Origin of the sequence: Rathayibacter sp. VKM Ac-2926 (assembly GCF_022815565.1) — a bacterium.
Classification (GTDB): Bacteria; Actinomycetota; Actinomycetes; order Actinomycetales; family Microbacteriaceae; genus Rathayibacter; species Rathayibacter festucae.
Window position 1 is genome coordinate 335,255 of the sequence record NZ_JALGRS010000003.1, and the last position, 25,297, is coordinate 360,551.

Consider the following 25,297-nt stretch of genomic DNA (forward strand, 5'->3'; position numbering starts at 1 on the left):
AGAGGGAGGGAGGGCCCCCGCCCGGCCTGCTACCGGACGGGGGCCCTGTCTGAGGGGAGCGGGTCAGTCGACCAGCTCGTCGAGGAGCGAGAGCGCCTCGTCCCAGCCCTTGTCGCCGTCGAGCTCGCCGCGGTCGACCTTCTGCAGCACCGGGCCGAAGACGTTCTCCTGGATCAGCGAGTCGTCCGGACCCTTGTACTGGGCGACGACGCCCTGGGCGCGCTCGGCGAGGATCGCGCCGGTCGGCGAGCCGTTCAGCGCCGGGTCGGGCGCTGCAGCGGAGGCGAGCTGCTCCTGGGCGGAGACGGTGCTCGGGAACGGACCGGTCGCGTCGAACGCGGCGATCTGCTGCTCCGGCTCGCTCAGCCACGAGGCGAGCTCCGCGGCCTCGGCGGGGTGCTTCGACTGCGTCGGGACGGAGAGGAACGAGCCGCCCCAGTTGGCCGCGCCGCCGGGGAAGACGTCGGCGAAGTCCCAGCCGGTGGCCTCGGGGTCGCCGCCGCCGGCCTCGACCTGCGCCTTCACCTGGCCGAGCATCCAGCCCGGGCAGACGAAGGTCGCGAAGGTGCCGTCGTTGAAGGACTTGCCCTTGTTCCAGTCCCAGGCCTTCTGCGCGGCCGAGAGTCCGGAGGCGGCGCCGTCGGTGATCCAGCCCCAGCGCTCCTGCAGCTCGGCGTTGCCGTCGATGTTCAGCTCGCCGTCGGCGGTGTAGTAGCCCTCGGGGAGCTGGTTGACCATGGCGTTCCAGACGAAGCCGGACTGGTCGTACCAGGCCTTGCCGGTCGCGTCGTGGTACTGCTTCCCGGCCGCGAAGTAGTCCTCCCAGGTCGCGTCCGCACCGCCGAGCAGCTCCGCGACGGCGGCGCGATCGGTGGGCAGGCCCGCGGCCTCGAAGGCGGCGGTGCTGTAGCAGAGGCCCTCGGGGCCGATGTCGGTGCCGTAGCCGATGACGCGGCCGTCGGGGTCGACCGCCTGCTCGTACTTCCAGTCGACCCAGTCGGCCTTGCGGTCCTCGATGCCGTGGTCGCGGAGGTCGACGAACTGGTCGGAGACCTCCATGATCGAGCCGAGCCAGCCCTCCTCGATGGCGACGACGTCGGCGAGGCCGGAGCCCGCGGCGAGCTTGGTGAACGCGTCGGTCCGGGCGTTGCCGCCGGTGTCGATGTTGTTCGGGACGATCGTGACGCCCGGGTGGGCGGCCTCATACTCGGCGTAGAGGTCGTCGAACCCCATGGCGCCGAACGTGGTCACGGTCAGTTCGATGTCGCCGTCCTCGGCCGCGCCGGATCCGGACGAGCAGCCGGAGACGAGCAGGGCCAGGGTGGCGGCGCCGGCGATCGCCGTGGCGATCCTGGCGCGTCGTGATTCGAGCACGGTCACTCCTTCGTGATGGGTGTCAGGGCACCCCTGGGGGCGCTCCCACGGTGCTGTGCTGCCGTATGTGAGAGCGCTCTCACGAGGTGTGAGGCGAGCATACGGAGCGGGCTGCGGGGAGGTCAAGGGTTTTGTGAGAGCGCTCTCTTCATGCGGCTGCGGCGGGTCCTGGAGGAGGTTCGGCTCGTGGAATCGGCCTCGGCACGCGGCATCGAGCCGGAACCGCGAGCCGGAGGTGCTTCCGCGTGCCGGAGGCCACACCAGGCGAACTCCGGCACGCGGAATTTCCCTCGGCTCGTCGAAACGAGGCGGAATCGCGAGCCGGAGCGACTCCCGCGAGCCGGAGGTGACGCCGGGCGACGTCCGGCACGCGGAACGGCCTCGGGCACGCGGAAACCGGACGAAACGACGTGCCGGAGCGGATTCCGCGAGCCGGAGACGTGCGAGCTCGAGATCCGCCGGGACCTCGGGCGACTCCGCACGGATCCGGCACGCGGAACGACCCTCGGCACGCGGAGATCCGGCAGAACCGCGAGCCGGACGTGGTCTCGCGAGCCGGAGCTAGCCCCGGACTGCCCGGGCACGCGGAATCACCCTCGGCTCGTGGAAACCTGCGGAAACGATGAGCCGGAGCTGATCGCGCGAGCCGAAGGCGACTCCGCAGCACCTCGGGCTCGTGGAACGACCTTCGGCACGCGGAAACCCGCGGAAACGACGAGCTGGCCGTGATCTCACGAGCCGGAGGTAGCCCCGGACTACTCGCGCACGCGGAACCACCCTCGGCACGCGGAAACCCGCGGAAACGACGAGCCGGAGACGATCGCGCGAGCCGGCGGTGACTCCGCCGCAGCTCGGGCGCGCAGAATCACCCTCGGCTCGTGGAAACCTGCAGAAACGACGAGCCGGAGACGATCGCGCGAGCCGGAGGCGACTCCGCAGCACCTCGGGCTCGTGGAACGACCTTCGGCACGCGGAAACCCGCGGAAACGACGAGCCGGAGGCGATCAGGCGAGCCGGCGGTGGCCCGCGGCGACTCCGGCTCGCCTGATCACCTTCGGCACGTGAGACCGGACGAGACAGCGAGCCGGAGGTCGCCGCGCGAGCCGGAGGCGGCCGCGCGGTCGCGGCGTCTCGGGTCCGCCTCTTGACGTGGCACTTGTTTTTCACAAGCATGAGCGCAGACGCCGCAGTCCGCGGCTCCGCCGAGAAGGAGAGACCGCCATGCCCTCGATGTTCGTCAACCTGCCCGTCACCGATCTGGAGCGCGCGAAGGCGTTCTACGTCGCGCTCGGCTTCTCGATCAATCCGGCGTTCTCCGACCACAACGCGGCCTGCGTCGTGGTGGAGGAGGACCACAACTACTTCATGATCCTGGTGCGCGAGTACTTCCAGACCTTCAGCGACCTGCCGATCGGCGACCCGGCCGTGAACCCCTCCGTCTCGACCGCGATCTTCCTCGACACCCGCGAGGCCGTCGACGCCGCCGTGACCGCCGGACTCGCTGCGGGCGGCTCCGAGTCGCGGCCCGCCTCCGACTACGGCTTCATGTACCAGCGCCAGGTCGCCGACCCCGACGGCAACCTGCTCGAGTTCGGCTGGATGGACCCGGTCGCCGCGGCGCAGGGCCCGGAGGCGTTCACCGGCGAGCAGGCCTGAGGGCGATGGCCGCACGCGACTACGGGCAGTACTCGGCGCTCACCCGCGCGGTCGAGCTGGTCGGCGAGCGCTGGGCCCTGCTGATCGTGCGGGACCTGCTGGTCGGGCCGCGCCGCTACAGCGAGCTCGCGCAGGGGCTCGCGCGCATCCCGAGCAACGTGCTGGCCGGCCGGCTCAAGGAGCTGCAGGCGGCCGGGATCATCCGGCGGGCGCCGCGCTCGCGCATCATCGTCTACGAGCTGACGCCCTACGGCCGCGAGCTCGAGCCGATCGTGCTCGCGCTCGGCGCCTGGGGGTTCAAGGCGCTGGGCGATCCGCGCGAGGAGCAGGTGATCACCCCGGACTCGATGACGGTGGATCTGCGCACCGCGTTCCGCCCGCAGGTCGCGGCCGAGCTGCCGGCGACGGTGTACGCGGCGCAGGTCGGGCCGGCCGGGCTGCTGATCCGGGTCGACGGCGCGGCGCTGGACGTGTCGCGCGGCGAGGTGCCGGGCGGGGAGGCTCCGGTGGACCTCGCGTTCTCGACCGGGGCGGACATCCGGCTGCTGCTGTCGGGCGAGCTCCCGCCGGAGCGGGCGATCGCGACCGGCGCGGTCACGGTGCTCCGCGGGCGGGACGCGCTGCTCGGGCGCTTCGCGAGCACGTTCCACCTCGCGGCGTGACGCGCGGCACGGCGGTCGCGCACTCATGGAGCGGGCCCCCCGCATGCTGATCGAGTAGCCCGCGCAGTGGGCGTATCGAGATCCACCGTCACTCGGAGGGTAGGTCTCGATACGCCCCTCCGGGGCTACTCGACCAGCATGTTGGGGCGCCTCCGGGGCTACTCGACCAGCATGTTCGGGCCCCTCCGGGGCTGCTCGACCAGCATGCAAGAAGAGAGTGCGGCCCCACTCAGCACGGCCCCTGCATGTTGATCGAGTAGTCCGCGCAGCGGACGTATCGAGATCCACCGTCGCTCGGAGGGTGGGTCTCGATACGCCCCTCCGGGGCTACTCGACCAGCATGCGGCGGCGCGTCCGGGGCTACTCGACCAGCATGGGGGCTGCTCGACCGGCATGCGGGCGGAAGGGCTGGCCGCTGAGCGAGGGGCGGGTGGCCGCGCAGGGCGCCTCCGGGGCCGCACGGCCGGGAGCCGACTGGGCGCGCGGCTCCGCCGGCGCCGGCGGGTGCTGGAGTGGCCGTTGCCCTCGCGCGCCGCGGGGCCGTCCACGACCCGCGGAGGAACCCCCATGCCGTCATCGAAGCCCGCCAGCCGCACCACGAGTGAGCAGCGGAAGGAGCACGCCGAGCAGTACTCCGCCGCGGCGCGCTACGCCTCCGAGGCGTTCGGCACCTTCCTGCTCGTCGCGGGCGGCGTCGGCACGGCGATCTTCGCCTCCGCCTTCCCCGACAGCGGCAACGCGCTCGGCGTCGGCTTCCTCGGCGTCGCGCTCGCCTTCGGGCTCACGCTCGTCGCTGGGATCTACGCCGTCGGCCACATCTCCGGCGGGCACTTCAACCCGGCCGTCTCGATCGGCTTCGCCCTCGCGGGGCGGACGGAGTGGCGGCACATCCCCGGCTACATCGTCGCGCAGCTGGTCGGCGGCATCGCCGGCGCCGGAGTCGTCGCGCTGATCGCGGCCGACGGACCCGCCGGCTACTTCGACGCCGCCCGCGACTCGGGCTTCGCCTCGAACGGCTTCGGCGCGCACTCCCCCGGCGGCTTCGGCCTCGGCGCGGTGCTCCTGGCGGAGGTCGTGCTGACGGCCGCCTTCGTCGGCGTGATCCTCTCCGTCACCGCGAAGAGCGAGTACAAGTCCGTCGCCCCGATCGCGATCGGCCTCACGCTGACCCTCGTGCACCTGATCAGCATCCCGATCAGCAACACCTCGGTGAACCCGGCCCGCTCGATCGCGGCCGCCGTCTTCGCCGGCCCCGACGCGCTCGGCCAGGTCTGGGTGTTCCTGCTGGCGCCGGTGCTCGGCGCGGCGATCGCCGGCCTCGCGTCGAAGACGCTGCACCGCAGCCGCTGACCGCCAATCGCCCGGCATCTCCCAAGTGAAGCCCAGCGGGCAGCTAAAAGTACAATCATCAGCAAATCAGACCTTCTCTGCGCATTGATCGCAGTAAAAGCCTGCGAACCTATCAATACTGGGTGGGCACTGAAGACAACCGGCAAGGATGGCCGTGCGGGAGGATTACTCGCGGAATCGCTGAATATTAAGATTTCCCCAGGAGAACCATCCCGAGCAGACACTTATCGGTGACCCGAATGCTGCAAACTTGATCGCTCGACATATGGTGTATAGTCGCGATACGCGTTAAATCGAGATCATGCCCGATCGATTCGCCCAGAGTTTGAAGGAGCGAGAAGCTTGCCATTCATACCAGCGGATTCTGCGAGGATCACCCAGGCCATCGTTGATGGCGATACCTTAAGTCTTCATCCACAAAGCGATGAAAACTTCTCGCACTCCGTCGAATTCTTCCACCTCTGGGCGTCAGAGCGGCATGTCTCTGCCCACGAAATTCGTCGAGCATTGAAAACGGCACAGGGTAGAACCGACCCGAACGGTCTAATCGTGCATGGTGCACGCATTCTTGGCCAATTAGACCTATCGAACCTGCACCTAGAATTTCCTGTGCGTTTTATTTCCTGTGCGTTTGACTTCGCGCCGATCATCACAAACCTACGAATAGCATCGTTCGCAATCACAAACTGTTTCCTTCCGGGCCTTCATGCCGATGGTATTACTACAATTGGTGACTTCCAGCTTGACAACTCCGTTGTACGAGGCCCCACCCATGCGCACGGAGCGCGTATCGGAGGATTACTCTCTTTTCAGGGTTGCGCGATGGAGGCAAAGAAGAGCGGCCTCTTTATCTCAGATGCAATAATCGAAGGATCACTCAATCTTGATAACTTGCGGCTTTCTGGGCGAATTGCAATGCGCAATGTTCGTATTGACGGAGCATTTTCCATCCAAGGCACAACAGTAATATCCGCGGGCGAGTTCGCCGCGCGCTTCGCAAAAGTATCAATCGGCGACAGTTTGTACGTGATCGAAAGCACGTTCACCTCCGCACTTGTCATTGATGGCTGTGCAATTTCGAGTCAATTAGTGATTACAGATACGAGTCTTTCGAGCATCAAACGAGACGCTCTTCTAATTCGAGGCTCGCAAATTGGCGGAACCGCCTTTCTCGATCACGAGCTACGAATCCAGGGGGCAGTAGTAGTCGAAGGGACAAGAATTGGCGGAGACCTACGACTCAGCGAGGCCAAGATATATAATCCGTCTGACGTTGCGCTGATGCTTAACAAAGTCAATGTCGGCGGATATATGCGATTCATGGATGCCGACTGTGTCGGCACGTTCCAAGTATGGCAGACAGCAATTGGCGGCGACCTGGTACTAGACGGATCGAAGTTCACCCCAGGATCGAAACTTGCTGATGTTAACTTGATCGAAAGCCAGGTGTGGGAGGATCCGCACGCAGATACGATCCTGCTCTCTGACCTGAGTCTCGCCGGTTCACTCCATTTAGATCGCGACTTGGAGATCTTCGGTACGCTTCGATTACAAGTTGCTCGGATTAGCGGGACAATTCATCTTGGTAAGATTAGTCTTTACGCGAAGTTCGGCGCATCGCTTCATATAGGCCAATCTGAAATACGAGGCGGTATTACCTTTAAAAATAGAATGGCAGCAACAGGTACTATTCAGATCCTGGAGAGCGAGCTAGGCGGAATTACACTTTTTGAGGCGGATTCTGCTAGTGGAGAAGCAAACGGGGCATCGGGAAGCCTGGATTCTGCCTCACTGAATATCATATTCGAAGGATGCTCTCTAAATACTCTTGAAGTGCGAGTGCCCTCTGCAAATCGTTACTCCATTGCATTCGACGCATCTCGTTTGAAGGTTTTACGTAGTCCCGAACCTGCGTTTTCGACGCATGATCTTCCCGTCCTAGTCGGTGCGCACGGTCTACTTATAGAGGGGATGACCGGACACATAAGGACTAGTCACGAAATTATTAGCTCGTGGCTTACGAAGAATAGTCAGAACTTCTCGCCCCAGCCTTTGCACGCAGTGGCCAGTGTATTCGACGAGTACGGTCAGCATGTCGACGCCCGCCGCATGCGCTTCAAGGCAGCAGGTTTAGCTACGCATTCTGAACGGCGCGCATTACCTCTTTTGCTTCGTTATTTATACTGCGTAACTACGGGCTACGGGTACTATCCCCTATTAGCAGTGCTTTGGCTTGCCTTGTTCTTCGTCGTTACGAGCGTGTTCTTCACCCTCCAGGCTGCCAGCTTTCTTTATCTGGCGCCAACCGCAGAGCCTCTTGTCACAGGGGCCGACTCGTGCTCCGTGAACTCCGGAAGGCTTTGTTTCGACGCTATTCGCTACGCCGCCGAAACCATATTGCCGTTCATCCCTCGCTCTCAAACGACAAATTGGGCACCATTCAGGGAGACAAACCTATTCACTTTCGTAACCATCGGTATTACGTCCTTGAGTTGGGCAATGATCGCTATTCTTGCGTTCGGAGTGACTGGACTTCTCAAGCGTTCACCTTAATGCGCTGGGGATGGGCCGCGCCATCACGACCCGTAGGTTTCATTCATGAAAGTTTCTCGCTTTTCCACAACAAACGATCCGAGTCGTGAAGCCCGTCGCCTTCCGAGGTCAGTAGAGCGTTAGCACTTCGCGCCGCGCACCCTCCGGGTCCACAGCTCGAGCGGTCGCGTGAATGTAAAGACACACTTGCGCGAGCGTAAACTTCACCGCGGTCGGAGATCAGACGCATGCGGAGGCGGGTCCGTCAGCCGAGGAGCATCGCGAAGCCCTGGGCGGGGAGGGTGACCGGGGTCGGCCCCGTGGCGGGCGACTCGCTGACGAGGGTGCCGTCCTGCGCGTAGACGCGGAGGGTGCCGGTGCCGTCGACCGTGGTCGGCTGGGGCGTCGCGGTCGAGTTGCGGACCAGCTCGGTGCGGCCGGTGTCGCCGACGAGCACCAGGCGCGAGACGACGGGGCGGACCAGCAGGGCGTCGAGCTTCGTCTCGCCGGAGAGGGCGCGGACCTCGACGGTGGTCGAGCTCGCGGGGAGCGTGCGCCGCAGCTTCTGCGGCAGCAGGATCCCGGACGCCTCGGTGACGCCCTGCGCGCCGACGGTGCTGGTGAGCACGTCGAGCGGGCGGCGGCCCGAGTTCCAGAGGCTGATCGGGGTCTTCTCGGTGCCGCGCTCGGCGGCGAAGATCACGGCCTCGACCAGGCGGTCCTGGGTCGCGGAGCCGACGGGGATCGTCGCCGCGCGGCGCCAGTTCGTGAGCGACAGGTAGGAGCCGCTCCAGCCGGACTCGCCGGTCCACGCCGACTCCGGGGTGACGACCGCGCCGCCGCGGGCCGACTCGGCCTCGACGAGGCGCAGGCCGTCGCGGCTCGCCTGGGTCGTGACCGCGGTCGCGCGGGCGGCGACCGACGGGTGCGCGTCGAGCGCGAGCATCGACAGCAGGCCGTGGATGGTGCTCTCGGCGCCGCTGTTGCGGTTGACGCTGCCGTCGGCCTGGACGCCGTCGTAGGTGACTCCGGTCGCGGGGTCGTAGACGGGGGCGCCGCTGAGGTTGAGCCCGAAGAACCAGGCGCCCTGCACGCCCGCGAGGTCGAGGTACGCGCTGGAACCGGTCGCGCTCGACCCGGTCGCGTCGGCGAGGGCGAGCGAGTTCTGCAGCCGCGAGTCCGCTCCGTAGGCGATCTGCACGCGGTCGGTCGGCGTCGGGTTCCAGCCGTTGTCCGGGCCGCCGGCGGTCAGCAGCTCGGGGGCGAAGCGCGCGGCGTCGACGACGGCCGGCTCGAGCAGCGACGCGTCGCCGAGCGCGACGGACGAGGCGGCCAGGCCGCCCGCCATCTGCGAGGACCAGGAGTGCCAGAGCGAGCGCGACTTCGTCCAGGGCAGGATCGCGCCGTACGGCCAGGAGGTGGTGTCGCCTTGAGTCGTGGTGCGGGCGTACGCGGCGACGCCCTCGGCGAGCTTCGCGGTGCTGGCGCGCACGGCGGCGTCGTCGGGTGCGGCCTCGACGTAGGCGGAGAGACCGAGCAGGGCCTCCGCGGTGGCGTCGGCGCCGTCGACGATCAGCCAGGCGGGCACGTCGACGCCGTCGGCGACCGCGTACTCGCCGTACCGGGTGAGCACCTCGCGGTCGACGGCGGAGACGCCGAGGCGCAGGCGCTCCTGCAGGAAGGCGGCGAAGTCGGGGTCCTCGTCCTGGAACGCGGCGTAGCCCTCGCCGAGCGCCCAGAGGGTGCGGGCGAGCCAGTAGCTGTCCTCGGAGTCGCTCGGGTCGGGCAGCTCCACGGGCTCGGCGCTGGGGTTCAGCTCGCCGTCGGGCTGCATCCAGAGGACGACGTTGCCGGCGTCGTCGCCGTCGGTGGTCTGGAAGTAGGCGAGCGAGCGGAGGGTCTCGTAGGCCTTGTCGCGGCTCGCCGTCGAGCCGGTCTGCTGCCAGTGCCGGAGGTAGACCACGGCGGCGCGGGAGACGTCGTCGGTGTTGTAGGCGCCCTGCGCCCAGTCGCCGGTCGCCGGGTCGAGGGGGCCGCCGCCGACGCGCTCGAAGGTGCCGCCGTCGCGGGCGTCGGCGTAGGTCCACGGGAGCACGAGATCGGGCTCCTCGGCGAGGCGGTAGGTGCTGTGGCCGGGCTGGGGCTCCGGCGTGGCGGTGTCGAGCAGGAAGTCGAGGTGCGCGGTGTTGGTCAGCGGCTCGGCGGCCTGGGCCGGGGCCGCGCCGACGGCGAGGCCTCCGGCGGCGAGCGCGGTCGCGGCCAGGACGGCGGCGGCGCGGGGTCTGAAGTTCGTCATTGAACTCTCTCCTTGAAGGGGGGGTGGCTGGGGGTGGGGGATCTCGATACGCCCGCGAAGCGGGCTACTCGATCAGCATGAAAAGGGGGCGGATCAGGAATTGCATGGTGGTCGAGTAGCCCCGGAGGGGCGTATCGAGACCCGGCGCCTGCAGGACGGTGGATCTCGATACGCCCGCGAAGCGGGCGACTCGATCAGCAGGGAACGGCGCCCGCCACGCGGGCTCCGCCGCGCCTACTCGTCCGTGCGGAGCAGGCGGGCCGCGCCGATCTTGGAGTCGGCCATGCCGTAGAAGACGTAGTGGCGGCCGTCGATCTCCTCGATGGCGGTGGGGAAGACGACGTTGGGGACGATGCCGCTGCGCTCCTCCTCCGTCTCGGCCTCGAGCAGCGGCTCGGAGGTGCGGGCGATCACCTTCGAGGGGTCGTCGGCGTCGAGGAGGATGGCGCCCGCCGCGTAGTTGACGTGCTGCTGCTGCGAGAAGGCGCTGTCGATCGTGCCGGTGACGCCGTGGTGCAGCAGCAGCCAGCCCTCGGGCACCCGCAGCGGCACGGGGCCGCCGCCGATCTTCAGCTCCTCGTAGGCGAACTCGGGGCCCGCGACGAAGCGGTGCCGGGTCCAGCGCGTCAGGTTCGCCAGGTCGCGGTCCACCTCGTCGACCGGCACGTAGCTGATCCAGATGCTCTGCCGCGGGTCGTCGACGCCCGCGGGCAGCCGCACGCCCTCCCCCGGGCGGGTCTCGCCGAGGTCCCACATCGGCCGGTGCAGCACCGCGAACGAGCGCGTGCCGTCCGGCGCCGCGACGATCTCGGGGAAGAACACCGTGTCCTTGTTGTGGAAGAGCCCGAGATCGATGTCGAGGTCGTCGTCGTAGGCGAAGGTCACCGGGCCGAGGCGCCGCCACTCGCGCAGGTCCTCCGAGACGGCGAGCGCCGTCCGCGGCCCGAGCGGCCCGTAGGCGACGTAGGTCATCACGTGCAGGCCGAGCGCCTCGATGAAGGTGACCCGCGGATCCTCGACGCCGGAGTGCGTCGCCCCGCGCTCGAAGCCGCGGTCGGGCGCCAGCACGACGCCCTGGCGCTCGACGCCGACGGGCAGGCCGCCCTCGACGAGCACGCGGGCGAGGCCGATCCGCGAGACGTTGCCGGCGGCGACCATCCGGGGCAGGAGGTAGAGCTCGCCGTCGGGTCCGCGTCCGCTGCCGGGGTTGAGCACCCCCTCGGCCTCGAGGTCGTCGCCGGGGAGCGGCTCCATCACGACGCCGACGCGCTCGAGGCGGTAGGGGACGGCGGTGCGAGTGGTGGTACCGGGGGTGGGAGTCATGGTCATCCTTTCACTCCGGATCCGAGATCCGTCGAGACGAAGTAGCGCTGGAACACGATGAAGAGCACGACGACGGGGGCGGCCAGCACGACGGCGCCCGCGAGGATCGCGCCGAACGGGTTGTCGGTCGACGACGCGACGTTGGAGATGTAGTTGGCGAGGGACACGGCGAGCGGCTGCAGTGACGCGTCCTTCGTGATCAGGAACGGCCAGAGGAACTCGTTCCAGGGGCCGATGAAGGTGAGCAGCACGGCCGTCACCAGCGCGGGGCGCACGAGCGGCAGCGCGATGTTCCACAGCAGCTTGATCTCGCCCGCCCCGTCGATCCGCGCGGCCTCGAACAGCTCCTTGGGCAGCTGCAGGAAGTACTGCCGGAAGATGATCACCGCCATCGAGTTGATGGCGAACGGCAGGATCATGCCCAGGTGGCTGTCCGCGAGTCCGTAGTCGCGGGCGATCAGCACGTAGAGCGGGATCTGCAGCAGCTGGAACGGGATGACCTGCACCAGCAGCGCGAGCGCGAACACGGCGTTCCGGCCGCGCCACTCGAGCATCGCGAGCGCGTAGCCCGCCAGCACCCCGAAGACGATCGTGCAGAGCAGGACGCCGCCGGTGAAGATCCCCGAGTTGATCAGGCCGGTGAGCAGGTCGATCCGCTCATTGACGTTGACGTAGTTGTCGAGGGTGAGGTTCCCCGCCTCGGGGATCGCCCCGGCCAGGGTGGGGTCGGGGTCGGTCTGCAGCGAGCCGATCACCATGTAGTAGAAGGGGAACAGGAAGACGATCGCGCCGAGCGCGAGCACGACGCCGCGGAGGATCACGGCCGATCGGCTCGAGGCCGGGCGCTTCCGCCGGGTCGGCGGGGCGGCGGCGGCGGGGACCGCGGAGGTCGCGCCTCCGGCACTGGCGAGCGTGCTCATGAGTTCCTCTCCCCGGCGAAGCGGTTCTGCAGGTAGGCGATGACGAGCACGAGCAGCACCAGCACGACGCCGATGGCCGAGGCCACGTCGGGCTGCCCCTGCTGGATGCCCAGCTGGTACATCAGCAGCACGGGCGAGGCGGAGGCGCCGTTGGGCCCGCCGCCGCCGGTGAGCAGGTAGGGCTCGGTGAAGAGGTTCGCGCCGGTCACGGTGGAGACGAGCAGCACCAGCAGGGTCGCCGGCCGCACGCTCGGCACGGTCACCGACCAGAACTGCCGGATGCGGCCCGCGCCGTCGGTCGACGCCGACTCGTAGAGCTCCTTCGGCACGTTCTGCAGCGCCGCCAGGTACAGCAGGATGTAGAAGCCGAGCTGCTTCCAGGTGACGTAGAGCGCGATGATCGGCATCGCCAGCTTGTCGTTGATCAGCCAGGACGGGTCCGGCGCGAGCGGCCCGAGCAGGCTGTTCACGAGTCCGTTCCCGTTGAAGAGGAACAGCCAGACGCCGACGACCGCGACGCTCGCCGTGACGTAGGGCACGTAGAAGCTGACCCGGAGGAACGTGCGCAGGTGCACGACCTTGTCCAGCGCCGAGGCGAGCAGCAGCGAGAGCACCACCGTCAGCGGCACGTTGATCACCAGGAAGATCCCGATGTTGCCGAAGGAGCGGATGACCTGCGGGCTCGAGAACGCGGTGACGAAGTTGTCGAAGCCGACGAACGGGCGCTCGACCTGCACGCCGGGGGCCGCGAAGAAGAAGTCGTGGAAGGCGATGTAGACGGAGTAGCCGACCGGGAACGCGAAGACCGCGAGCACGAACAGCAGGTAGGGGCTGCCGAGCAGCAGCCCGAACGGCTGCGGACCGAGGACGCGGCGGAGCAGGCTCCGCTTGTCCTGGGGCCGCGGGGCTCCGGCGCCCTGCGACGCCGGAGCCTTCGGGGCGAGAGTCGTCATCTCACTGCCGTCCGGCGTCTCACTGCTGGCCGGCGAGCCCGGTGACGGTCTCCGCCGCCCCGTCGAGCGCCGACTGCACGTCGCCGTCGCCGAAGATCACGGTCTTGCCCCAGGCGTCGCGGATCGCCTGCAGCATCTGCACGGTGTTCGGGCCGGAGGGCACCTCGATGGTGCGGCTCGCCTGGTCGCCGAAGCGCTGGTAGGCGGGGTTGGCCTCGAAGTAGTCGGCGTAGGTGGTCTGCAGGTCGGTGCGCAGCGGCATCTGGCCGGTGGTCTCCAGCAGCGAGCGGTCCTGCTCCTCGCTGGTGGCGAACTTCAGCACGTCCCAGGCGGTGCCCTTGTTCTCGCAGGCGGAGTAGAGGCCGACGTTCTTCGCGTCGCTGAAGGTCCAGGTGTCCTCGGCGGGCGTGCCGTCGGGGGTGGGCACGGAGACGGAGCCCCAGTTGAGGTCCTTGTAGACCGAGACCGCCCACGGGCCGACGATCGACATCGCGGCCTGGCCGTCGGCGAACGCGTCGCCCTGGTACTGCTCGCGGCCGGCGAGGCCCTGGTCGTAGAGGCTCTTCCAGAAGTCGGCGACCTGGTAGCCGGCGTCGTCGGCGAAGGTGGCCTTGCCGTCCTCGACCAGCCCCGTCCCTCCGGTCGCCGCGGCGTAGAGCGGCATGAAGTCGAACTGGGTCTGGAAGAACTCGCTGGTCGGCGCGGGCTGGATCGCGGCGGGCGCGGCCCCGGACTCGACGAGGGTCTTCGCGGTGGCGGTGAACTCGTCGTAGGTGGCGAGCGAGGGGTTCTCCGGGTCGAGTCCGGCCGCGGTGAAGATGTCCTTGTTGTAGAAGATGACGACCGGGTTGCTCTTCCACGGCATCTGGAAGTACTCGCCGTCGGCGTTCTGGTACTGCTCGGCGAGGTCGCCGCTGCGGGTCTCGATGTAGTCGACGCCGTCCTCGAACTCGGACAGGTTCACGAGTCCGCCCTGGCGCTCGAACTGGCCGACCGCGCTGGGCGCCGTGTTGAAGACGAGGCAGGGCGCGTTGCCGGCGGTGATCGCGGCGCCGATGACCTCCTCGCTGCTCTTGCCGGCCGGGATCTCCTGGCCGGTGATCTGCTCGTCGGGGTGGTCGGCGTTCCAGGCGTCGACCATCGACTTGCCCCACTGCACCTCCTGCTCGTTGTTCGAGTACCAGATGGTGATCGGGCCGGTCGCGGTCAGGTCGGTGGAGGCGCCTCCCCCACCGCCGCTGCAGGCGGTCAGTCCGAGGGTCGCGAGCGAGGCGATGCCCACTCCGGTCAGCCAGCGTCTCTTCATCGAGGCCATGGTGTTCTCCTTGTTCTGCGCGTGCGCGGCGGTGCGCACGCGCGTCAGGTGTTCGGCGGGTCAGGTGTTCGGGGTGTCGGTGGGTCGGGACCGCGGTGGCGCGGTCGAGTGGCGGACCACGAGTCCTGCGGGCTCGAGGTCGACGTCGGGGGCGGTGCCGTTCTCGATCAGGTCGAGGAGGGTCCGCGCGGCCGCCTCGCCCCAGCGCGCGGGGCGCGTGCGGGCCGAGGTCAGCGAGGGGTAGACGTGCGCGGCGATCTCGGAGTCGTCGAAGCCGGTGATCGAGAGGTCGTCCGGGAGGCGCAGCCCGCGGGTGTGCGCGACGCCGAGGCCGGCGATGGCCATCGGGTCGTTCGCGAAGACGATGGCGGTGGGCGGGACGGCGGAGTCGAGCAGGGTCTCGGTGGCGCTCGCGCCCTGGCCGGCGCTGAAGTCGGTGACGACGACCGGGCCGGGCTCGAGGCCGGCGTCGGCGCAGGCGCGCTCGAACGCCTCGCGGCGGCGGAGGGAGTGCAGCAGGTGACCGGAGCCGGCGACGTGCGCGATGCGGCGGTGGCCGAGCTCGGCCAGGTGCTGCACCGCGCCGGTGATGCCGGCGGTGTCGTCCATCACCACCGCGGGCGAGCTCGAGCCGTCGAGGCGGCCGAGCGTGACCGCGGGCAGGCCGAGCTCGGCGAGCAGCGCCGGCCGGGCGTCGGCCTCGCGCAGGTCGCTGAGGAAGACGCCGTCGACGCGGCGGTCGGCGGCGAGCGTGCGGTAGACCGCCTCCTCGGAGGCGCCCGGGTCGACGACGCTGAGCACCAGCACCCGGCCGTGCTCGGCGAGCACCCGCTCGACCCCCGAGATGAAGGCGGGGAAGAACGGGTCGGCCGCGATGACCTCGGGGTCGCGGGCGACCACGAGGCCGACCGCGAAGGAGACGCTCGTCGAGAGCGAGCGTGCGGTGAGGCTGGGGCGGTAGCCGAGCTCGCCGGCGACGCGGAGGATCCGCTCGCGCGACTCCGGCGAGACGCCCGGCCGGTCGTTCAGCGCGAAGGAGACGAGCGCCTTGCTGACGCCGGCCGCGCGGGCGACGTCGAGGATCGTCGGTCGTGCCGCCATGGCCGCGCCTCCTGCTCGTCGTCGAGTCCGGATCTGAACCGGTTTACTTAACCGGTTCAGGCACCGTAGCAGGCGCGTGCGGGCGGAGGGAAGCACCGGCGAGGCGCTGACCCCCGGATCGAGACCTGCGCGGATCCGCTGAGGCGTCCCGTTGCGGTCGAGGCGTCCAGCTGCACCGGGACGCCTCGACCACTCCGGGACGCCTCGGCGCGCACCGGCATGCTGGTCGAGTAGCCCCGCAGGGGCGTATCGAGACCCGACCTCGTCAGCAGGGCGGGACTGCAGACTCGCCTCCGGGCGGTGGTGGATCTCGATACGCCCGCTGCGCGGGCTACTCGATCAGCATGCAGGCCTGCCCTGCGGGCACCTCGATCAGCATGCAGGCCTGCCCTGCGGGCACCTCGACCAGCATGGAGGCCCGCCCTGCGGGCCGCTCCATCAGCAAGCGCTTCCGCACGCCGCAGAGGCGTCGCCCCATGCTGGTCGAGTAGCCCCGCAGGGGCGTATCGAGACCCGACGTCGCCGGCAGGGCAAGACTGCAGACTCGCCTTCGGGCCGTGGTGGATCTACTTGGAAGAGACGCCCGCAGACATGCTGGTCGAGTAGCCCCGCAGGGGCGTATCGAGACCCACCACCGCAAGGACGTCGGTCTCTTCCCCGCCCTGCGCTGGCGCCGAAGGCGCCCCCTCCGCTCGATACGCCCGCTGCGCGGGCTACTCGATCGGCATGGAGGCCCGCTGCGCGGGCTACTCGATCGGCATGGAGGCCCGCTGCGCGGGCTGTTCGATCAGCATGCAAGCCCGCTCCGCGGGCCGCTCGATCAGCATGCAGACGGCCCGAGCCGCCGGCCCGTCGAAACCCGACAGTTGCCGGAGACGGTCTATGCATACGCATGCAGGGTGTGAGAAGGTCGGTTGTCGCGACACGCAACCCGAAACTGCCGTCGTGACGAAGATCCGAGCGGCACGGGCATCCCGAGCGGCGCACCTCGCGTGCGGCGCTGCCCCGCCGCTCTCACGCCCGCCGCCGGCCCGCCTCCTTCCGGAGCGCCCGGGCCCGCGCACCTCACCCCCAAGGACACCCTGATGAACGACACCCGCCTGCGCTCCACCCTGCCCACCTCGCCCGCCCTGCCCCGACGCAGCGTCCTCTCCGGCGCCGCCTGGTCCGTCCCCGTGATCGCCGTCGCGATCGCCACGCCGGCCGCCGCCGCCTCGACCGCCCCCGAGGCCGACAAGGGCCCGATCACCGGCACCATCGCGTTCACCCCGGTCCAGTACCGCGGCACCCGCGCCGGCGACCGGGTCGAGTTCCCGGTGCTGACCGGTGTCGTCACCATCTCCCGCGGCCCGCTGCCGGCCAAGGTCTTCCTCAACTTCTCCGAGGTGAGCGAGGGACGCGTCGACCTCCGCCGCGACGCCGGCCGCTACGTCGCGGTCGACCCGGCGACCGGCCGCTTCGAGGTCCACGGCGTCTACAACGCGATCGTCGGCGGCGACAACCCGTTCGGCTTCGTTTACGCGGGCGTCGAGGCGGAGGACGCCGACGGCGCGCTCTTCGGCTACACGGTGGCCGAGCTGATCGGCTGACCCGCCGGCGGTCCTGCGCGGTCGGCGCGCGTCACCGGGCCAGGGCGGCCAGCTCGGCCCGGTTGTGCGCGCCGGCCTTGCGCAGCAGGTTCGACACGTGGAACTTCGCGGTGTTGCCGCTGATGCCGAGGTCGTCCGCGATCCGCTGATTGGAGGCGCCGAGCGTGATCAGGTTCAGCACCTCGCGCTCGCGGGCACTGAGCTCGGCGAGGTCCAGCCCGTCGGGCTGAGCCGGCGGATCGAGCGGCAGGCGGATCGACAGGGTCGAGCCCCAGCCCGCCGTCGACGCGATCGACAGCTCGCCGTCGAGGCCGCGCACGCGCTCCGCGATCGGGCGCAGCGCCTCGTCGCGGGTGGTCAGCTCGCCGCGGCCGTCGTCTCGGATCTCGACGAGCAGGTTCAGCCCGTCGCAGTCCCACTGGATCCGCACCCGCCGCGTCTGCTCCGACTCCACGAAGGCCAGCACCGCGCTCCGCACGATCGCGCGCGCCGCGTGCGCGACCTCGCCGGGCAGCGCGCGACCGGTCGCCGGCGGCTCGACGAACTGCACGTCCAGGTCGCCGAACCGCACCAGCGGGCTCAAGTCGCGCCGCAGCCGGGCGAACGCACCGACGACCGGCTCGAGCATCGCACTGCGCTGCTCGTCGGAGGCGGTCCGCAGCTCGACCAGCGCGTTCGCCGCGATGTCGATCGCGACGGTGCGGGCCGCCCGATCGTCCAGGCGCTCGGCGCGCAGGGCTGCGAGCACCGACTCCAGCGCCACCGCGTGCCGGTCGGCCTGCTCGGCGACGGTGCGGGCGTGCTGCTGCAGCAGCGAGCGGGAGGCGGGGGTCTCGGCGGGGGTCTCGGCGGCGGTCGCGGCGGGCTCCATCCCTCGAACCTACCCGGCCTACCCGCGCACGGCGCCACCCACCCGATCGGGTAGGCAGAACCGCTCCATCGGGTGGTGGGAGCCGGCGTCCCCCGCGCGCAGGCTGGCCACATGCCCGCATCCACCGACGTCACCACCGACCCCGCCCAGGCCCTCGCCGCGATCGTCGCCGAGGTCTCGAAGGCGACCGCCGCGCTCACGACCGACCGCCTCGAGCCCGTCGCCGAGCTGCTCGCGGACGCCGAGCGCGTCTTCGTGCACGGCGCCGGCCGCTCCGGCCTCGCGCTGCGGATGACCGCCATGCGCCTGATGCACCTCGGTCTCGTCGTGCACGTGGTCGGCGACGTCACCACCCCCGCGATCCGCGAGGGCGACGTGCTGCTCACCGCGAGCGGCTCCGGCACCACCGGCGGCATCGTCCGCGCGGCGCAGTCCGCCGTCGACGCCGGCGCGCGGGTCGCCGCGATCACCACCGCCGCCGGATCCCCGCTGGCCGAGCTCGCCTCCGCCGTCGTCATCGTGCCGGCCGCCGACAAGCTCGACCGCTCGGGCGCCGCCTCGGCGCAGTACTCCGGCGGGCTCTTCGAGCAGGTCGTCGTGCTCACCGGCGACGCCCTGTTCCACGCCCTCTGGAAGCGCGGCGGCGCGAGCGCCGACGAGCTCTGGCCGCGCCACGCGAACCTCGAATGACGACCGGCCCCACCCTCCTCACCATCCCCACCTCGACAGGAAGAAGCACCCCGTGAAGCTCCAGTTCGCCATGGACACCCTCAGCACCGACGCCGCCCTCGAGCTCGCCGCCGCGGCCGCCCCGCACGTCGACATCCTCGAGCTCGGGACCCCGCTGATCAAGAGCGCCGGCCTCTCGGCCATCACCGCCATCAAGGAGGCGCACCCCGACAAGACGGTCTTCGCCGACCTCAAGACGATGGACGCCGGCGAGCTCGAGGCCGACATGGCCTTCACGGCCGGCGCCGACCTCGTGACCGTCCTCGGCGTCGCCGGCGACAGCACCATCGCCGGCGCGATCGCCGCCGGCAAGAAGCACGGCAAGGGCGTCGTCGTCGACCTGATCGGCGTCCCCGACAAGGCCGCCCGCGCCCGCGAGGTCGTCGCCCTCGGCGCCGAGTTCGTCGAGATGCACGCCGGCCTCGACGAGCAGGCCGAGGAGGGCTTCACCTTCGAGACGCTCCTGCGCGACGGCGAGGCCTCCGGCGTCCCGTTCTCGGTCGCGGGCGGCGTGAGCACCGCCACCATCGAGTCCGTCCAGCGCGCGGGCGCCGTGGTCGCCGTCGCGGGCGGCGCGATCTACGGGGCGCCCGACGTGGGGGCGGCGGCGGCTGCGCTCCGCGCCGCGATCGCCTGATCGCCGCCATCGCCTGATCCCTCGGGGCGGCGTCGCGCGATTCCGCGCCGCCGCCCTCCTGCAGTTCAGCCCCCTCAGACTCGCGCTAGGGAAGTCGCGGTGGCGCGATCAGTTCGAGGAAGCCGCCGAGCGCACCCTCGAGGTAGACGATGCGCGTACCCGTTCGGGCGCCGCTGGTCATCCGGTGGGGCGGACCGACCGGCCGCCAACCGTGCGTGGCACACAGGTCCAGCACCCGGTCGAGGTCCGAGACCGTCAGGGCGATGTGCACCGTGCCGATGTCCGCGGGTGAGCCGGCTGCTCGAGCCGACCGAGGGGGGTCGTACTGCAGCAGCTCGACTCGGTGGTCTCCGAGCGTCACCACCGCTCCTCGGATCGTCGTTCCCTCGACGCCCGTGGTCGCGACCGTGGTGGCCGCATCGAGCGTGAAGGTGCGGTCGAGTGTGAAGCCGAGACCGGAGCACCACAGTTCCACCGAGTCGTCGAGATCGGTCACGGTGAGGCCGGAGTGAGCGACGGCCGAGACGAGTGGTGATGTCATCCCCTGAGTATCCGGCTCGACTCGGCGGCCCCTCGAGAACGGGAGCGTGCGTCCAGCCATCGCGCATGGAGCACCGAAAGACCTCCCCTGCTACGAATCAGCGAGTGAGACGGTCTCGACGGAGTGAATGCCTCCTGCCGGGCCGTTCTTGCGAGGAGGCGCGCGAACACGATGCCCCAACGGCGCCGTAGAAGCTTCGCGATCCTCGATGAGCGAGAGGACATAGGCTCGCACGCATGGCAGCCGGCGCAGTGATGTACAACTTCGCGATACAGCTGGCTGATGTGGACCGCGGCGTCTACGAGGACATCACACTGCGGGCCGCTCGGCACCCTTCCGAGACCGACGCGTTCATGATGACGCGCGTTCTCGCCTACTGCCTCGAATACGTGGAGGGGATCACCTTCAGCGAGGGGATCTCGTCGACGGCGACCGAGCCGGCGGTGCTGGTCCGTGATCTCACCGGCAGGCTGACCACGTGGATCGAGGTGGGCGCGCCGGATGCCGAGCGACTGCACTTCGGGAGCAAGCTGGCCGACCGGACGACGGTCTACACGCATCGCAACCCGGAGAAGGTGATCGCGGCGTGGTCCGGCAAGCGAATCCACCAGCTCGAGCAGATCACCGTGCAGAGCTTCGACCATGGGTTCCTCGATGCCGCGGTCGCGGTACTCGAGCGCCGCAACTCGCTGACCGTGTCGGTCGTCGAGGGGCAGCTGTATCTCGAGTTCAACGGCGTGACGTCGAGCAGCGACATCCACGTGCATCAGCCGGGCTGAGCGTCGGCACCCTCGACGCGAACGGAAGGACCGAGTCGCGTCCTGGTGCACGTCGACGTCCGTCGACTACTGCATTCCAGGCGGAGGCACGGCCGTCACGACGGGCCGGGTGCAGTGTTCGTCGGTCTGCTGCTCGCGTAACAGGCGGCGCTGGAGGCGTTGATCGCGCCGACGCCGTGGTCGCGGGGGTGCCGAGTGAAGTCGATACACCGCACCGCGGGTCGGCGGTCAGCAGAATCATGTCTTCGAACGAGGCAGAGAGCATCTCGTCCCCCGGTGCAGCCGACTCACTGGGGCACCGGGGCTCTCAGTGACGCCGAGCCGGGCGGTCTTCTTGAACGTCTCAGTGCGCAGTGCGCGGTCGCCGCCGCCGCCGCCGCCGGTCGAGCCACCGTCGCCTGATCCCCGCGGCGCTGCGCGCCCTTCCTCAGGAACATCGCCCTCCTCCAGCGCCACCCCTCCGACTTGACCCCCGCCGCCCCAGCCCCCCATACTCGTCAAAACGAACTTTGAGTTCACCTAGTGAACTCCGCATCCCTCAACGACGAGCGGAAGGAACACCCCATGGGGTTGGCTGTCTGGGCCCTCATCGCGTACATCGCGGTCATCGTGATCTGGAGCGTCGCGCTCAAGCGCGGCATCGGCGAGGCCATGGTGGTCGGCTTCCTGGTCGTCTGCGCCTTCGGCGGCGGCGACTTCCTCCGCCTGGTCCTCGTCGGCATGCAGGCCGCCTTCGACCAGGAGATCGTGTTCGCCGCGCTGGCCTTCACGTTCATCGGCTTCCTGCTCGCCTCCACCGGCGTGATCGATCGGCAGGTCGACCTGCTGAACTCGCTGCTCGGCCGCCTCCGCGGCGGCGCGGGCTACGTCGCCACCGTCGGCTCGGCGCTGTTCGGCGCGGTCGCGCACTCCGGATCCGCCAACGCGGCGACCATGGGCTCGGTCGCGATCCCGTGGATGAAGCGCTCGAACTGGCCGCCGCACGTGGCCGCGACGCTGATCGCCGGGAACGCGGGCAACGGCACCGTCATCCCGCCGAGCGCCTCGTTCTTCATCCTGATCGGCACCGCCACCGTCGCGCCGTACATCTCGATCGACCAGCTGCTGCTCGCGATGTTCGCCGCCGCCGCCTGGTGCATCCTCTGGCGCCTGATCGTCGTCTTCTACTTCGTCCGCAAGTACAAGATCGGCCGCGTCGCCGCCGCCGACATCCTGCCGTTCGCCAAGTCGTTCCGCCGCGGCTGGACCTCGCTGCTCGTCTTCCTCGGCATCATCATCCCCGTCGTCGTCACCCTCGGCCCCACCGGCGAGGCGCTGACCGGCGTGCTCGGCGCGGACGTGATGGACGCGATCAGCATCATCGTCTGGATCCCCGTGCTGCTCGGCCTCTTCGCCGCCGCGCTGGGCTGGCGCGGCCTGCCGAAGTCAGGCCGGGAGTGGTACGGCTTCGTCGCGAAGACGGCCCCCCGCTACCGCGACATCGGCGCCACGCTGGTCTTCGCCTTCGCCGGCGGCGCGGTGCTCACCGAGCTCGGGCTCGCCGAGCAGCTCTCCAGCGTGCTGAACGGGCTGAACGCCTCGCCCGTCGTGATGTCGGTGATCGTCGCCGTGATGGTCGTCCTGGTCGCCGGGCCGCTGAGCTCGACCGCGACCATCGCGACGATCGGCGGCATCGGCTTCAGCGTCCTCGTCGCCTCGGGCGTCGACCCGGTGCTCGCGGCGTGCGTCGTCCTCGTCGCCGCCTCCACCGAGGGCGCCTCGCCGCCCGGCGCCGCCGCGATCTACATCGCGACCGGCATCGCGCAGGTGAACCCGGTGAAGACGTTCGTCCCGCTGATCGTGCTCTACGTCCTCCCGATCCTGCTCATCGCCGCCCTCATCGGGCCGGGCTGGCTGCCGGTGCCGCACTGATGCGCGCCCGCCCCCGCCCCCACCCCGCCGCCGTCCCGCCCTCGTCCTGGAGACACTGATGTCCGAAGAAACCGCCCCCCGCGACTCCCCGCACGGCCCCGGCCGTCAGCGCGTCATCTCGCTGATGACCACCGTCTTCGTGGTCCTCCTCGTCACGATGCTCGTGCTCGGCACGATCCTCGTCCTGCTGCAGATCGCCGGCCTGGTCGTCGTGAACGGCACCCTCATCGCCGGCGCCTCCGCCGCGCTCAGCCCGTGGACGTTCGGCGTCGCCGGCGTGCTCGGCATCTGGACGCTCCTCCTCTCCTACGCCCACGGCTGGAAGCCCGCCGACTAGGCGGCGACCCCTCGACACGGAACGAGAACGACATGACCGAGAACGAGCCCTCCCAGAACGTCGCGGCACCGAAGACCCTCCTCGAGCGCTTCGCCGCCCTCCCCGTCGCCAACGTCGGCGACTCGATGGACCGCCTCGGCGTCGTCGACGCCGCGATCCAGGCCGTCTGGCGCGGCGCCCGACTGGCCGGCCCCGCCTTCACGGTGGAGGTCGCCGGCGGCGACAACGCCGGCATCCACGAGGCGATCGGGCGGCTCAGCCCCGGCGACGTGCTCGTCGTCAACGGCCACGGCGTGCAGGACCGCGCCCTCGTCGGCGAGCTGATCGGCGAGCGGCTGCGCAAGGTCGGCTGCATCGGCATCGTGATCGACGGGGCGCTCCGAGACGTCGACGACCTCGAGGAGATGGGCTTCCCGGCGTTCGCCCGCGCGGTCAGCCCGGCCGGCCCCTACAAGAACGGACCGTTCCGGCTCGGCGTGCCCGTCGCGATCGGCTCGGTCGTGGTCTCGCCCGGCGACCTCGTGCTCGGCGACTCCGACGGCCTGGCGGTCGTCCCGCGCGGCGAGGCCGAGGCCGTGCTGGAGCGAGCGGAGGCCAAGCATGCCACCGAGACCGCGACTCGGAAGAGCATCCTGGCGGGGCCGTGACCGGGGACGGGACCGCCGCCGGGGACGTCGAGGCCGCGGCCCGGGACAATGGGCTCCATGGCCCAGACTCCCGCGGACGCGTCCGCCTCGACCGTGCGCAGCGTCGACCGCGCGCTCGACCTGCTCGAGCTCCTCGAGCGCAGCGACTCCCCGTTGCGGCTGGTCGAGCTGAGCCGCGGCTCCGGCCTGCAGAACGCGACCGTGCTGCGGATCCTCGGCTCGCTCCAGCACCGCGGCCTCGTCGCCACCGAGAACGGGCTCTACCGGCTGGGACCGGCGGCGCTCGGGATGGGGCACAGCTACCTCGCGACCGACCCGCTGATCGCCCGGGCTCGGCCGGTGCTGCAGCAGCTGGCGGGCAGCACGGGCCTGACCGCCTCGCTCTACGCGCGGATCGGCGACTCGCGGATCCTGACGGTCCGAGTCGACGGGCAGGACCCGCTGCGCTACCAGCTCCCGCTCGGCCGGCGGCTCCCGCTGCACGTGGGCGCCGGGAAGAACATCCTGGCCGCCCTGCCGGAGGACGAGCGCGACCGGATCCTCGAGGGGCTCGGCGACACCGACACCGCGGCCGGCGAGCGGGTCACGGCCCGGGAGCTGCGCGAGCAGCTCGAGCAGGTCCGCCGTGACGGCTTCCACATCTCCATCAACGAACGCGAGACCGGTGTCGCCGCCGTGAGCGTGCCCCTCGGGGGCGCTGCCGGTGACGTGATCGCCGCGATCTCGGCCTCGGGCCCCCTCGAGACCACCCCCCGCGCCCACCTCGAGGCGCAGGTGCCAGAACTGCGCCGAGCGGCGAACGCCCTCCAGCGCTGATCAGCCGGAGCGCACGAGCGTCCGGCGAAGGAAGGACGCGCGATGCGCATCGGATTCATCGGACTCGGCGAGGCCGGAGGCCTCTACGCGGCGGCCGCCGCCGCCCACGGCGACACGGTCTCGGGCTACGACCCGGCCGCCCCCGGCACTCCCGAGGGGGTGGAGCGGACGGCTGACCTGGCGGGTGCGGTCTCCTCCGCCGACCTCGTCGTCGTGCTGACGGCGGCGTCGCTGAGCGAGCGGATCGCGGCCGACGCCGCCCCGCACCTGCGCGCGGGCGCCGTCTACGCCGACTTCACCACCGCCTCCCCCGCCACCATGGAGGCGGTCGAGCGGGTGATCGACGCCGCGGGCGCCCGCTTCGCCGACGTCGCGATCCTCGGCCCGGTGCCCGCGAAGGGCGCGCGCACCGAGACGATCGTCAGCGGCGCCGCGGCGGCCGACGTCGAGGCCTGGCTGTCGTCGCTCGGCGCCGAGGTCGAGCGGATCGACGGCCCGGCCGGCGTCGCGACCTCGCGCAAGCTGCTCCGGAGCGTGCTGATGAAGAGCCTCGCCGCGGTCGTCGTCGAGGCCGTCACCGCCGGCCGCGCCGCCGGCTGCGAGCCGTGGATCCGCGAGCAGATCGCCGCGCAGCTCTCGGGCGACGTCGAGGCGAAGATCGACCGCTACGAGACCGGCAGCCGCAAGCACGCCGTCCGCCGCAGCCACGAGATGACCTCCGTCGTCGAGTACCTCACCGCCCTCGAGGTCCCGTCCGAGATGTCCGCGGCCTCGGAGCGCGTCCTGCAGCGCCTCGCGGACGAGGAGGCGAGCGGCGGCTCGCGGGCGTGAGCAGCGAGCGCTTCATGCTGGTCGAGTAGCCCCGCAGGGGCGTATCGAGACCCATCTTCAGACGTCGGTGGATCTCGATACGCCCGCTCCGCGGGCTACTCGATCAGCATGGTTTTCCCGTGACGGA

At 69.9% G+C, this 25,297-nt stretch carries 23 protein-coding genes; 13 read left to right on the forward strand and 10 right to left on the reverse strand.

All coding sequences use genetic code 11. The features are described from left to right. Positions 1-63: 63 nt before the first annotated feature. Positions 64-1,374: an ABC transporter substrate-binding protein gene (locus tag MT351_RS05975; RefSeq protein WP_243581560.1), complete on the reverse strand. Its 1,311-nt coding sequence runs from the start codon at positions 1,372-1,374 to the stop codon at positions 64-66. Between the two features lie 1,221 nt (positions 1,375-2,595). Here MT351_RS05975 and MT351_RS05980 point away from each other — a divergent pair. The 4 genes from MT351_RS05980 (at position 2,596) to MT351_RS05995 (ending at position 7,595) form a co-directional block, all read left to right on the forward strand. After that, the gene (locus tag MT351_RS05980) at positions 2,596-3,030 is read left to right on the forward strand and encodes a VOC family protein (protein ID WP_123447435.1); all 435 of its coding nucleotides are present in this window, start codon (positions 2,596-2,598) and stop codon (positions 3,028-3,030) included. A gap of 5 nt (positions 3,031-3,035) precedes the next feature. Beyond that, positions 3,036-3,692 carry a helix-turn-helix domain-containing protein gene (locus tag MT351_RS05985; RefSeq protein WP_243581562.1) on the forward strand — a complete coding sequence of 219 codons (657 nt, stop codon included), beginning with the start codon at positions 3,036-3,038 and terminating at the stop codon, positions 3,690-3,692. A 567-nt stretch (positions 3,693-4,259) separates the two neighbouring features. Beyond that, the gene (gene aqpZ, locus MT351_RS05990) at positions 4,260-5,042 is read left to right on the forward strand and encodes an aquaporin Z (protein WP_243581563.1); all 783 of its coding nucleotides are present in this window, start codon (positions 4,260-4,262) and stop codon (positions 5,040-5,042) included. 549 nt (positions 5,043-5,591) lie between these two features. Further along, positions 5,592-7,595, forward strand: a complete 2,004-nt coding sequence (locus MT351_RS05995) for a hypothetical protein (RefSeq protein WP_243581564.1) — start codon at positions 5,592-5,594, stop codon at positions 7,593-7,595. Positions 7,596-7,839: 244 nt separating this feature from the next. Here MT351_RS05995 and MT351_RS06000 read toward each other — a convergent pair whose 3' ends face one another. The 7 genes from MT351_RS06000 to MT351_RS06030 form a co-directional block, all read right to left on the reverse strand. Continuing rightward, entirely contained in the window at positions 7,840-9,870 is a 2,031-nt protein-coding gene (locus MT351_RS06000; protein WP_243581565.1) for a hypothetical protein, read from the reverse strand. Positions 9,871-10,104: 234 nt separating this feature from the next. Next, on the reverse strand, positions 10,105-11,193 hold the full coding sequence (locus MT351_RS06005) for a glycosidase (protein ID WP_243581567.1): 1,089 nt from the start codon (positions 11,191-11,193) through the stop codon (positions 10,105-10,107). A gap of 2 nt (positions 11,194-11,195) precedes the next feature. Continuing rightward, positions 11,196-12,113, reverse strand: coding sequence for a carbohydrate ABC transporter permease (locus MT351_RS06010; RefSeq protein ID WP_308197714.1), 918 nt, complete (start codon positions 12,111-12,113; stop codon positions 11,196-11,198). Continuing rightward, positions 12,110-13,066, reverse strand: coding sequence for a carbohydrate ABC transporter permease (locus MT351_RS06015; RefSeq protein WP_123447429.1), 957 nt, complete (start codon positions 13,064-13,066; stop codon positions 12,110-12,112). The genes MT351_RS06010 and MT351_RS06015 overlap by 4 nt, the downstream gene beginning before the upstream one ends. Before the next feature lie 19 nt (positions 13,067-13,085). Continuing rightward, entirely contained in the window at positions 13,086-14,381 is a 1,296-nt protein-coding gene (locus MT351_RS06020; RefSeq protein ID WP_279398104.1) for an extracellular solute-binding protein, read from the reverse strand. A 60-nt stretch (positions 14,382-14,441) separates the two neighbouring features. Beyond that, positions 14,442-15,482: a LacI family DNA-binding transcriptional regulator gene (locus tag MT351_RS06025; RefSeq protein WP_243581569.1), complete on the reverse strand. Its 1,041-nt coding sequence runs from the start codon at positions 15,480-15,482 to the stop codon at positions 14,442-14,444. Positions 15,483-15,813: 331 nt separating this feature from the next. Continuing rightward, on the reverse strand, positions 15,814-15,960 hold the full coding sequence (locus tag MT351_RS06030; protein WP_243581570.1) for a hypothetical protein: 147 nt from the start codon (positions 15,958-15,960) through the stop codon (positions 15,814-15,816). 607 nt (positions 15,961-16,567) lie between these two features. On the opposite strand from MT351_RS06030, the gene MT351_RS06035 reads away from it, so the two are divergent. Next, complete coding sequence (locus tag MT351_RS06035; protein WP_132435452.1) at positions 16,568-17,071, forward strand: hypothetical protein; 504 nt, start codon at positions 16,568-16,570, stop codon at positions 17,069-17,071. A gap of 31 nt (positions 17,072-17,102) precedes the next feature. Here MT351_RS06035 and MT351_RS06040 read toward each other — a convergent pair whose 3' ends face one another. Further along, positions 17,103-17,942: a response regulator transcription factor family protein gene (locus tag MT351_RS06040; RefSeq protein ID WP_132435454.1), complete on the reverse strand. Its 840-nt coding sequence runs from the start codon at positions 17,940-17,942 to the stop codon at positions 17,103-17,105. A gap of 111 nt (positions 17,943-18,053) precedes the next feature. Between MT351_RS06040 and hxlB the strand changes: the two genes are divergently transcribed. Continuing rightward, positions 18,054-18,632: a 6-phospho-3-hexuloisomerase gene (hxlB, locus tag MT351_RS06045; RefSeq protein WP_132435456.1), complete on the forward strand. Its 579-nt coding sequence runs from the start codon at positions 18,054-18,056 to the stop codon at positions 18,630-18,632. A 52-nt stretch (positions 18,633-18,684) separates the two neighbouring features. Beyond that, positions 18,685-19,308, forward strand: coding sequence for a 3-hexulose-6-phosphate synthase (hxlA, locus tag MT351_RS06050; protein ID WP_132435458.1), 624 nt, complete (start codon positions 18,685-18,687; stop codon positions 19,306-19,308). Between the two features lie 85 nt (positions 19,309-19,393). On the opposite strand, the gene MT351_RS06055 is transcribed toward hxlA, so the two are convergent. Beyond that, positions 19,394-19,849, reverse strand: a complete 456-nt coding sequence (locus tag MT351_RS06055; protein WP_165909000.1) for a VOC family protein — start codon at positions 19,847-19,849, stop codon at positions 19,394-19,396. Between the two features lie 236 nt (positions 19,850-20,085). Between MT351_RS06055 and MT351_RS06060 the strand changes: the two genes are divergently transcribed. From MT351_RS06060 to MT351_RS06085, 6 genes are all read left to right on the forward strand, one after another. Next, positions 20,086-20,628: a YaeQ family protein gene (locus MT351_RS06060; protein ID WP_132435462.1), complete on the forward strand. Its 543-nt coding sequence runs from the start codon at positions 20,086-20,088 to the stop codon at positions 20,626-20,628. Positions 20,629-21,192: 564 nt separating this feature from the next. Then, positions 21,193-22,539, forward strand: coding sequence for a TRAP transporter large permease subunit (locus tag MT351_RS06065; RefSeq protein WP_123447422.1), 1,347 nt, complete (start codon positions 21,193-21,195; stop codon positions 22,537-22,539). 58 nt (positions 22,540-22,597) lie between these two features. Further along, positions 22,598-22,876 carry a hypothetical protein gene (locus MT351_RS06070; RefSeq protein ID WP_132435466.1) on the forward strand — a complete coding sequence of 93 codons (279 nt, stop codon included), beginning with the start codon at positions 22,598-22,600 and terminating at the stop codon, positions 22,874-22,876. 32 nt (positions 22,877-22,908) lie between these two features. Further along, the gene (locus MT351_RS06075; RefSeq protein WP_243581571.1) at positions 22,909-23,523 is read left to right on the forward strand and encodes a methyltransferase; all 615 of its coding nucleotides are present in this window, start codon (positions 22,909-22,911) and stop codon (positions 23,521-23,523) included. A 57-nt stretch (positions 23,524-23,580) separates the two neighbouring features. Then, positions 23,581-24,339 (forward strand): IclR family transcriptional regulator, encoded by a 759-nt coding sequence (locus MT351_RS06080; protein ID WP_123447419.1) that lies wholly within the window; start codon positions 23,581-23,583, stop codon positions 24,337-24,339. Positions 24,340-24,381: 42 nt separating this feature from the next. After that, the gene (locus MT351_RS06085) at positions 24,382-25,170 is read left to right on the forward strand and encodes an NAD(P)-dependent oxidoreductase (RefSeq protein ID WP_243581572.1); all 789 of its coding nucleotides are present in this window, start codon (positions 24,382-24,384) and stop codon (positions 25,168-25,170) included. Positions 25,171-25,297: the final 127 nt, after the last annotated feature.

Coding starts and splice junctions, on each gene's coding strand:
- MT351_RS06010 (WP_308197714.1), bottom strand. CDS start 12,113: ATGAGCACGCTCGCCAGTGCCGGAGGCGCGACCTCCGCGGTCCCCGCC.
- MT351_RS06035 (WP_132435452.1), top strand. CDS start 16,568: ATGAACGACACCCGCCTGCGCTCCACCCTGCCCACCTCGCCCGCCCTG.
- MT351_RS06085 (WP_243581572.1), top strand. CDS start 24,382: ATGCGCATCGGATTCATCGGACTCGGCGAGGCCGGAGGCCTCTACGCG.
- MT351_RS06020 (WP_279398104.1), bottom strand. CDS start 14,381: ATGGCCTCGATGAAGAGACGCTGGCTGACCGGAGTGGGCATCGCCTCG.
- MT351_RS05980 (WP_123447435.1), top strand. CDS start 2,596: ATGCCCTCGATGTTCGTCAACCTGCCCGTCACCGATCTGGAGCGCGCG.
- MT351_RS06030 (WP_243581570.1), bottom strand. CDS start 15,960: ATGGGGCGACGCCTCTGCGGCGTGCGGAAGCGCTTGCTGATGGAGCGG.
- MT351_RS06040 (WP_132435454.1), bottom strand. CDS start 17,942: ATGGAGCCCGCCGCGACCGCCGCCGAGACCCCCGCCGAGACCCCCGCC.
- aqpZ (WP_243581563.1), top strand. CDS start 4,260: ATGCCGTCATCGAAGCCCGCCAGCCGCACCACGAGTGAGCAGCGGAAG.
- MT351_RS06080 (WP_123447419.1), top strand. CDS start 23,581: ATGGCCCAGACTCCCGCGGACGCGTCCGCCTCGACCGTGCGCAGCGTC.
- MT351_RS06065 (WP_123447422.1), top strand. CDS start 21,193: ATGGGGTTGGCTGTCTGGGCCCTCATCGCGTACATCGCGGTCATCGTG.
- MT351_RS06000 (WP_243581565.1), bottom strand. CDS start 9,870: ATGACGAACTTCAGACCCCGCGCCGCCGCCGTCCTGGCCGCGACCGCG.
- MT351_RS06070 (WP_132435466.1), top strand. CDS start 22,598: ATGTCCGAAGAAACCGCCCCCCGCGACTCCCCGCACGGCCCCGGCCGT.
- MT351_RS06015 (WP_123447429.1), bottom strand. CDS start 13,066: ATGACGACTCTCGCCCCGAAGGCTCCGGCGTCGCAGGGCGCCGGAGCC.
- MT351_RS06060 (WP_132435462.1), top strand. CDS start 20,086: ATGGCAGCCGGCGCAGTGATGTACAACTTCGCGATACAGCTGGCTGAT.
- MT351_RS05985 (WP_243581562.1), top strand. CDS start 3,036: ATGGCCGCACGCGACTACGGGCAGTACTCGGCGCTCACCCGCGCGGTC.
- MT351_RS06055 (WP_165909000.1), bottom strand. CDS start 19,849: ATGACATCACCACTCGTCTCGGCCGTCGCTCACTCCGGCCTCACCGTG.
- hxlB (WP_132435456.1), top strand. CDS start 18,054: ATGCCCGCATCCACCGACGTCACCACCGACCCCGCCCAGGCCCTCGCC.
- MT351_RS06025 (WP_243581569.1), bottom strand. CDS start 15,482: ATGGCGGCACGACCGACGATCCTCGACGTCGCCCGCGCGGCCGGCGTC.
- MT351_RS06075 (WP_243581571.1), top strand. CDS start 22,909: ATGACCGAGAACGAGCCCTCCCAGAACGTCGCGGCACCGAAGACCCTC.
- MT351_RS06005 (WP_243581567.1), bottom strand. CDS start 11,193: ATGACTCCCACCCCCGGTACCACCACTCGCACCGCCGTCCCCTACCGC.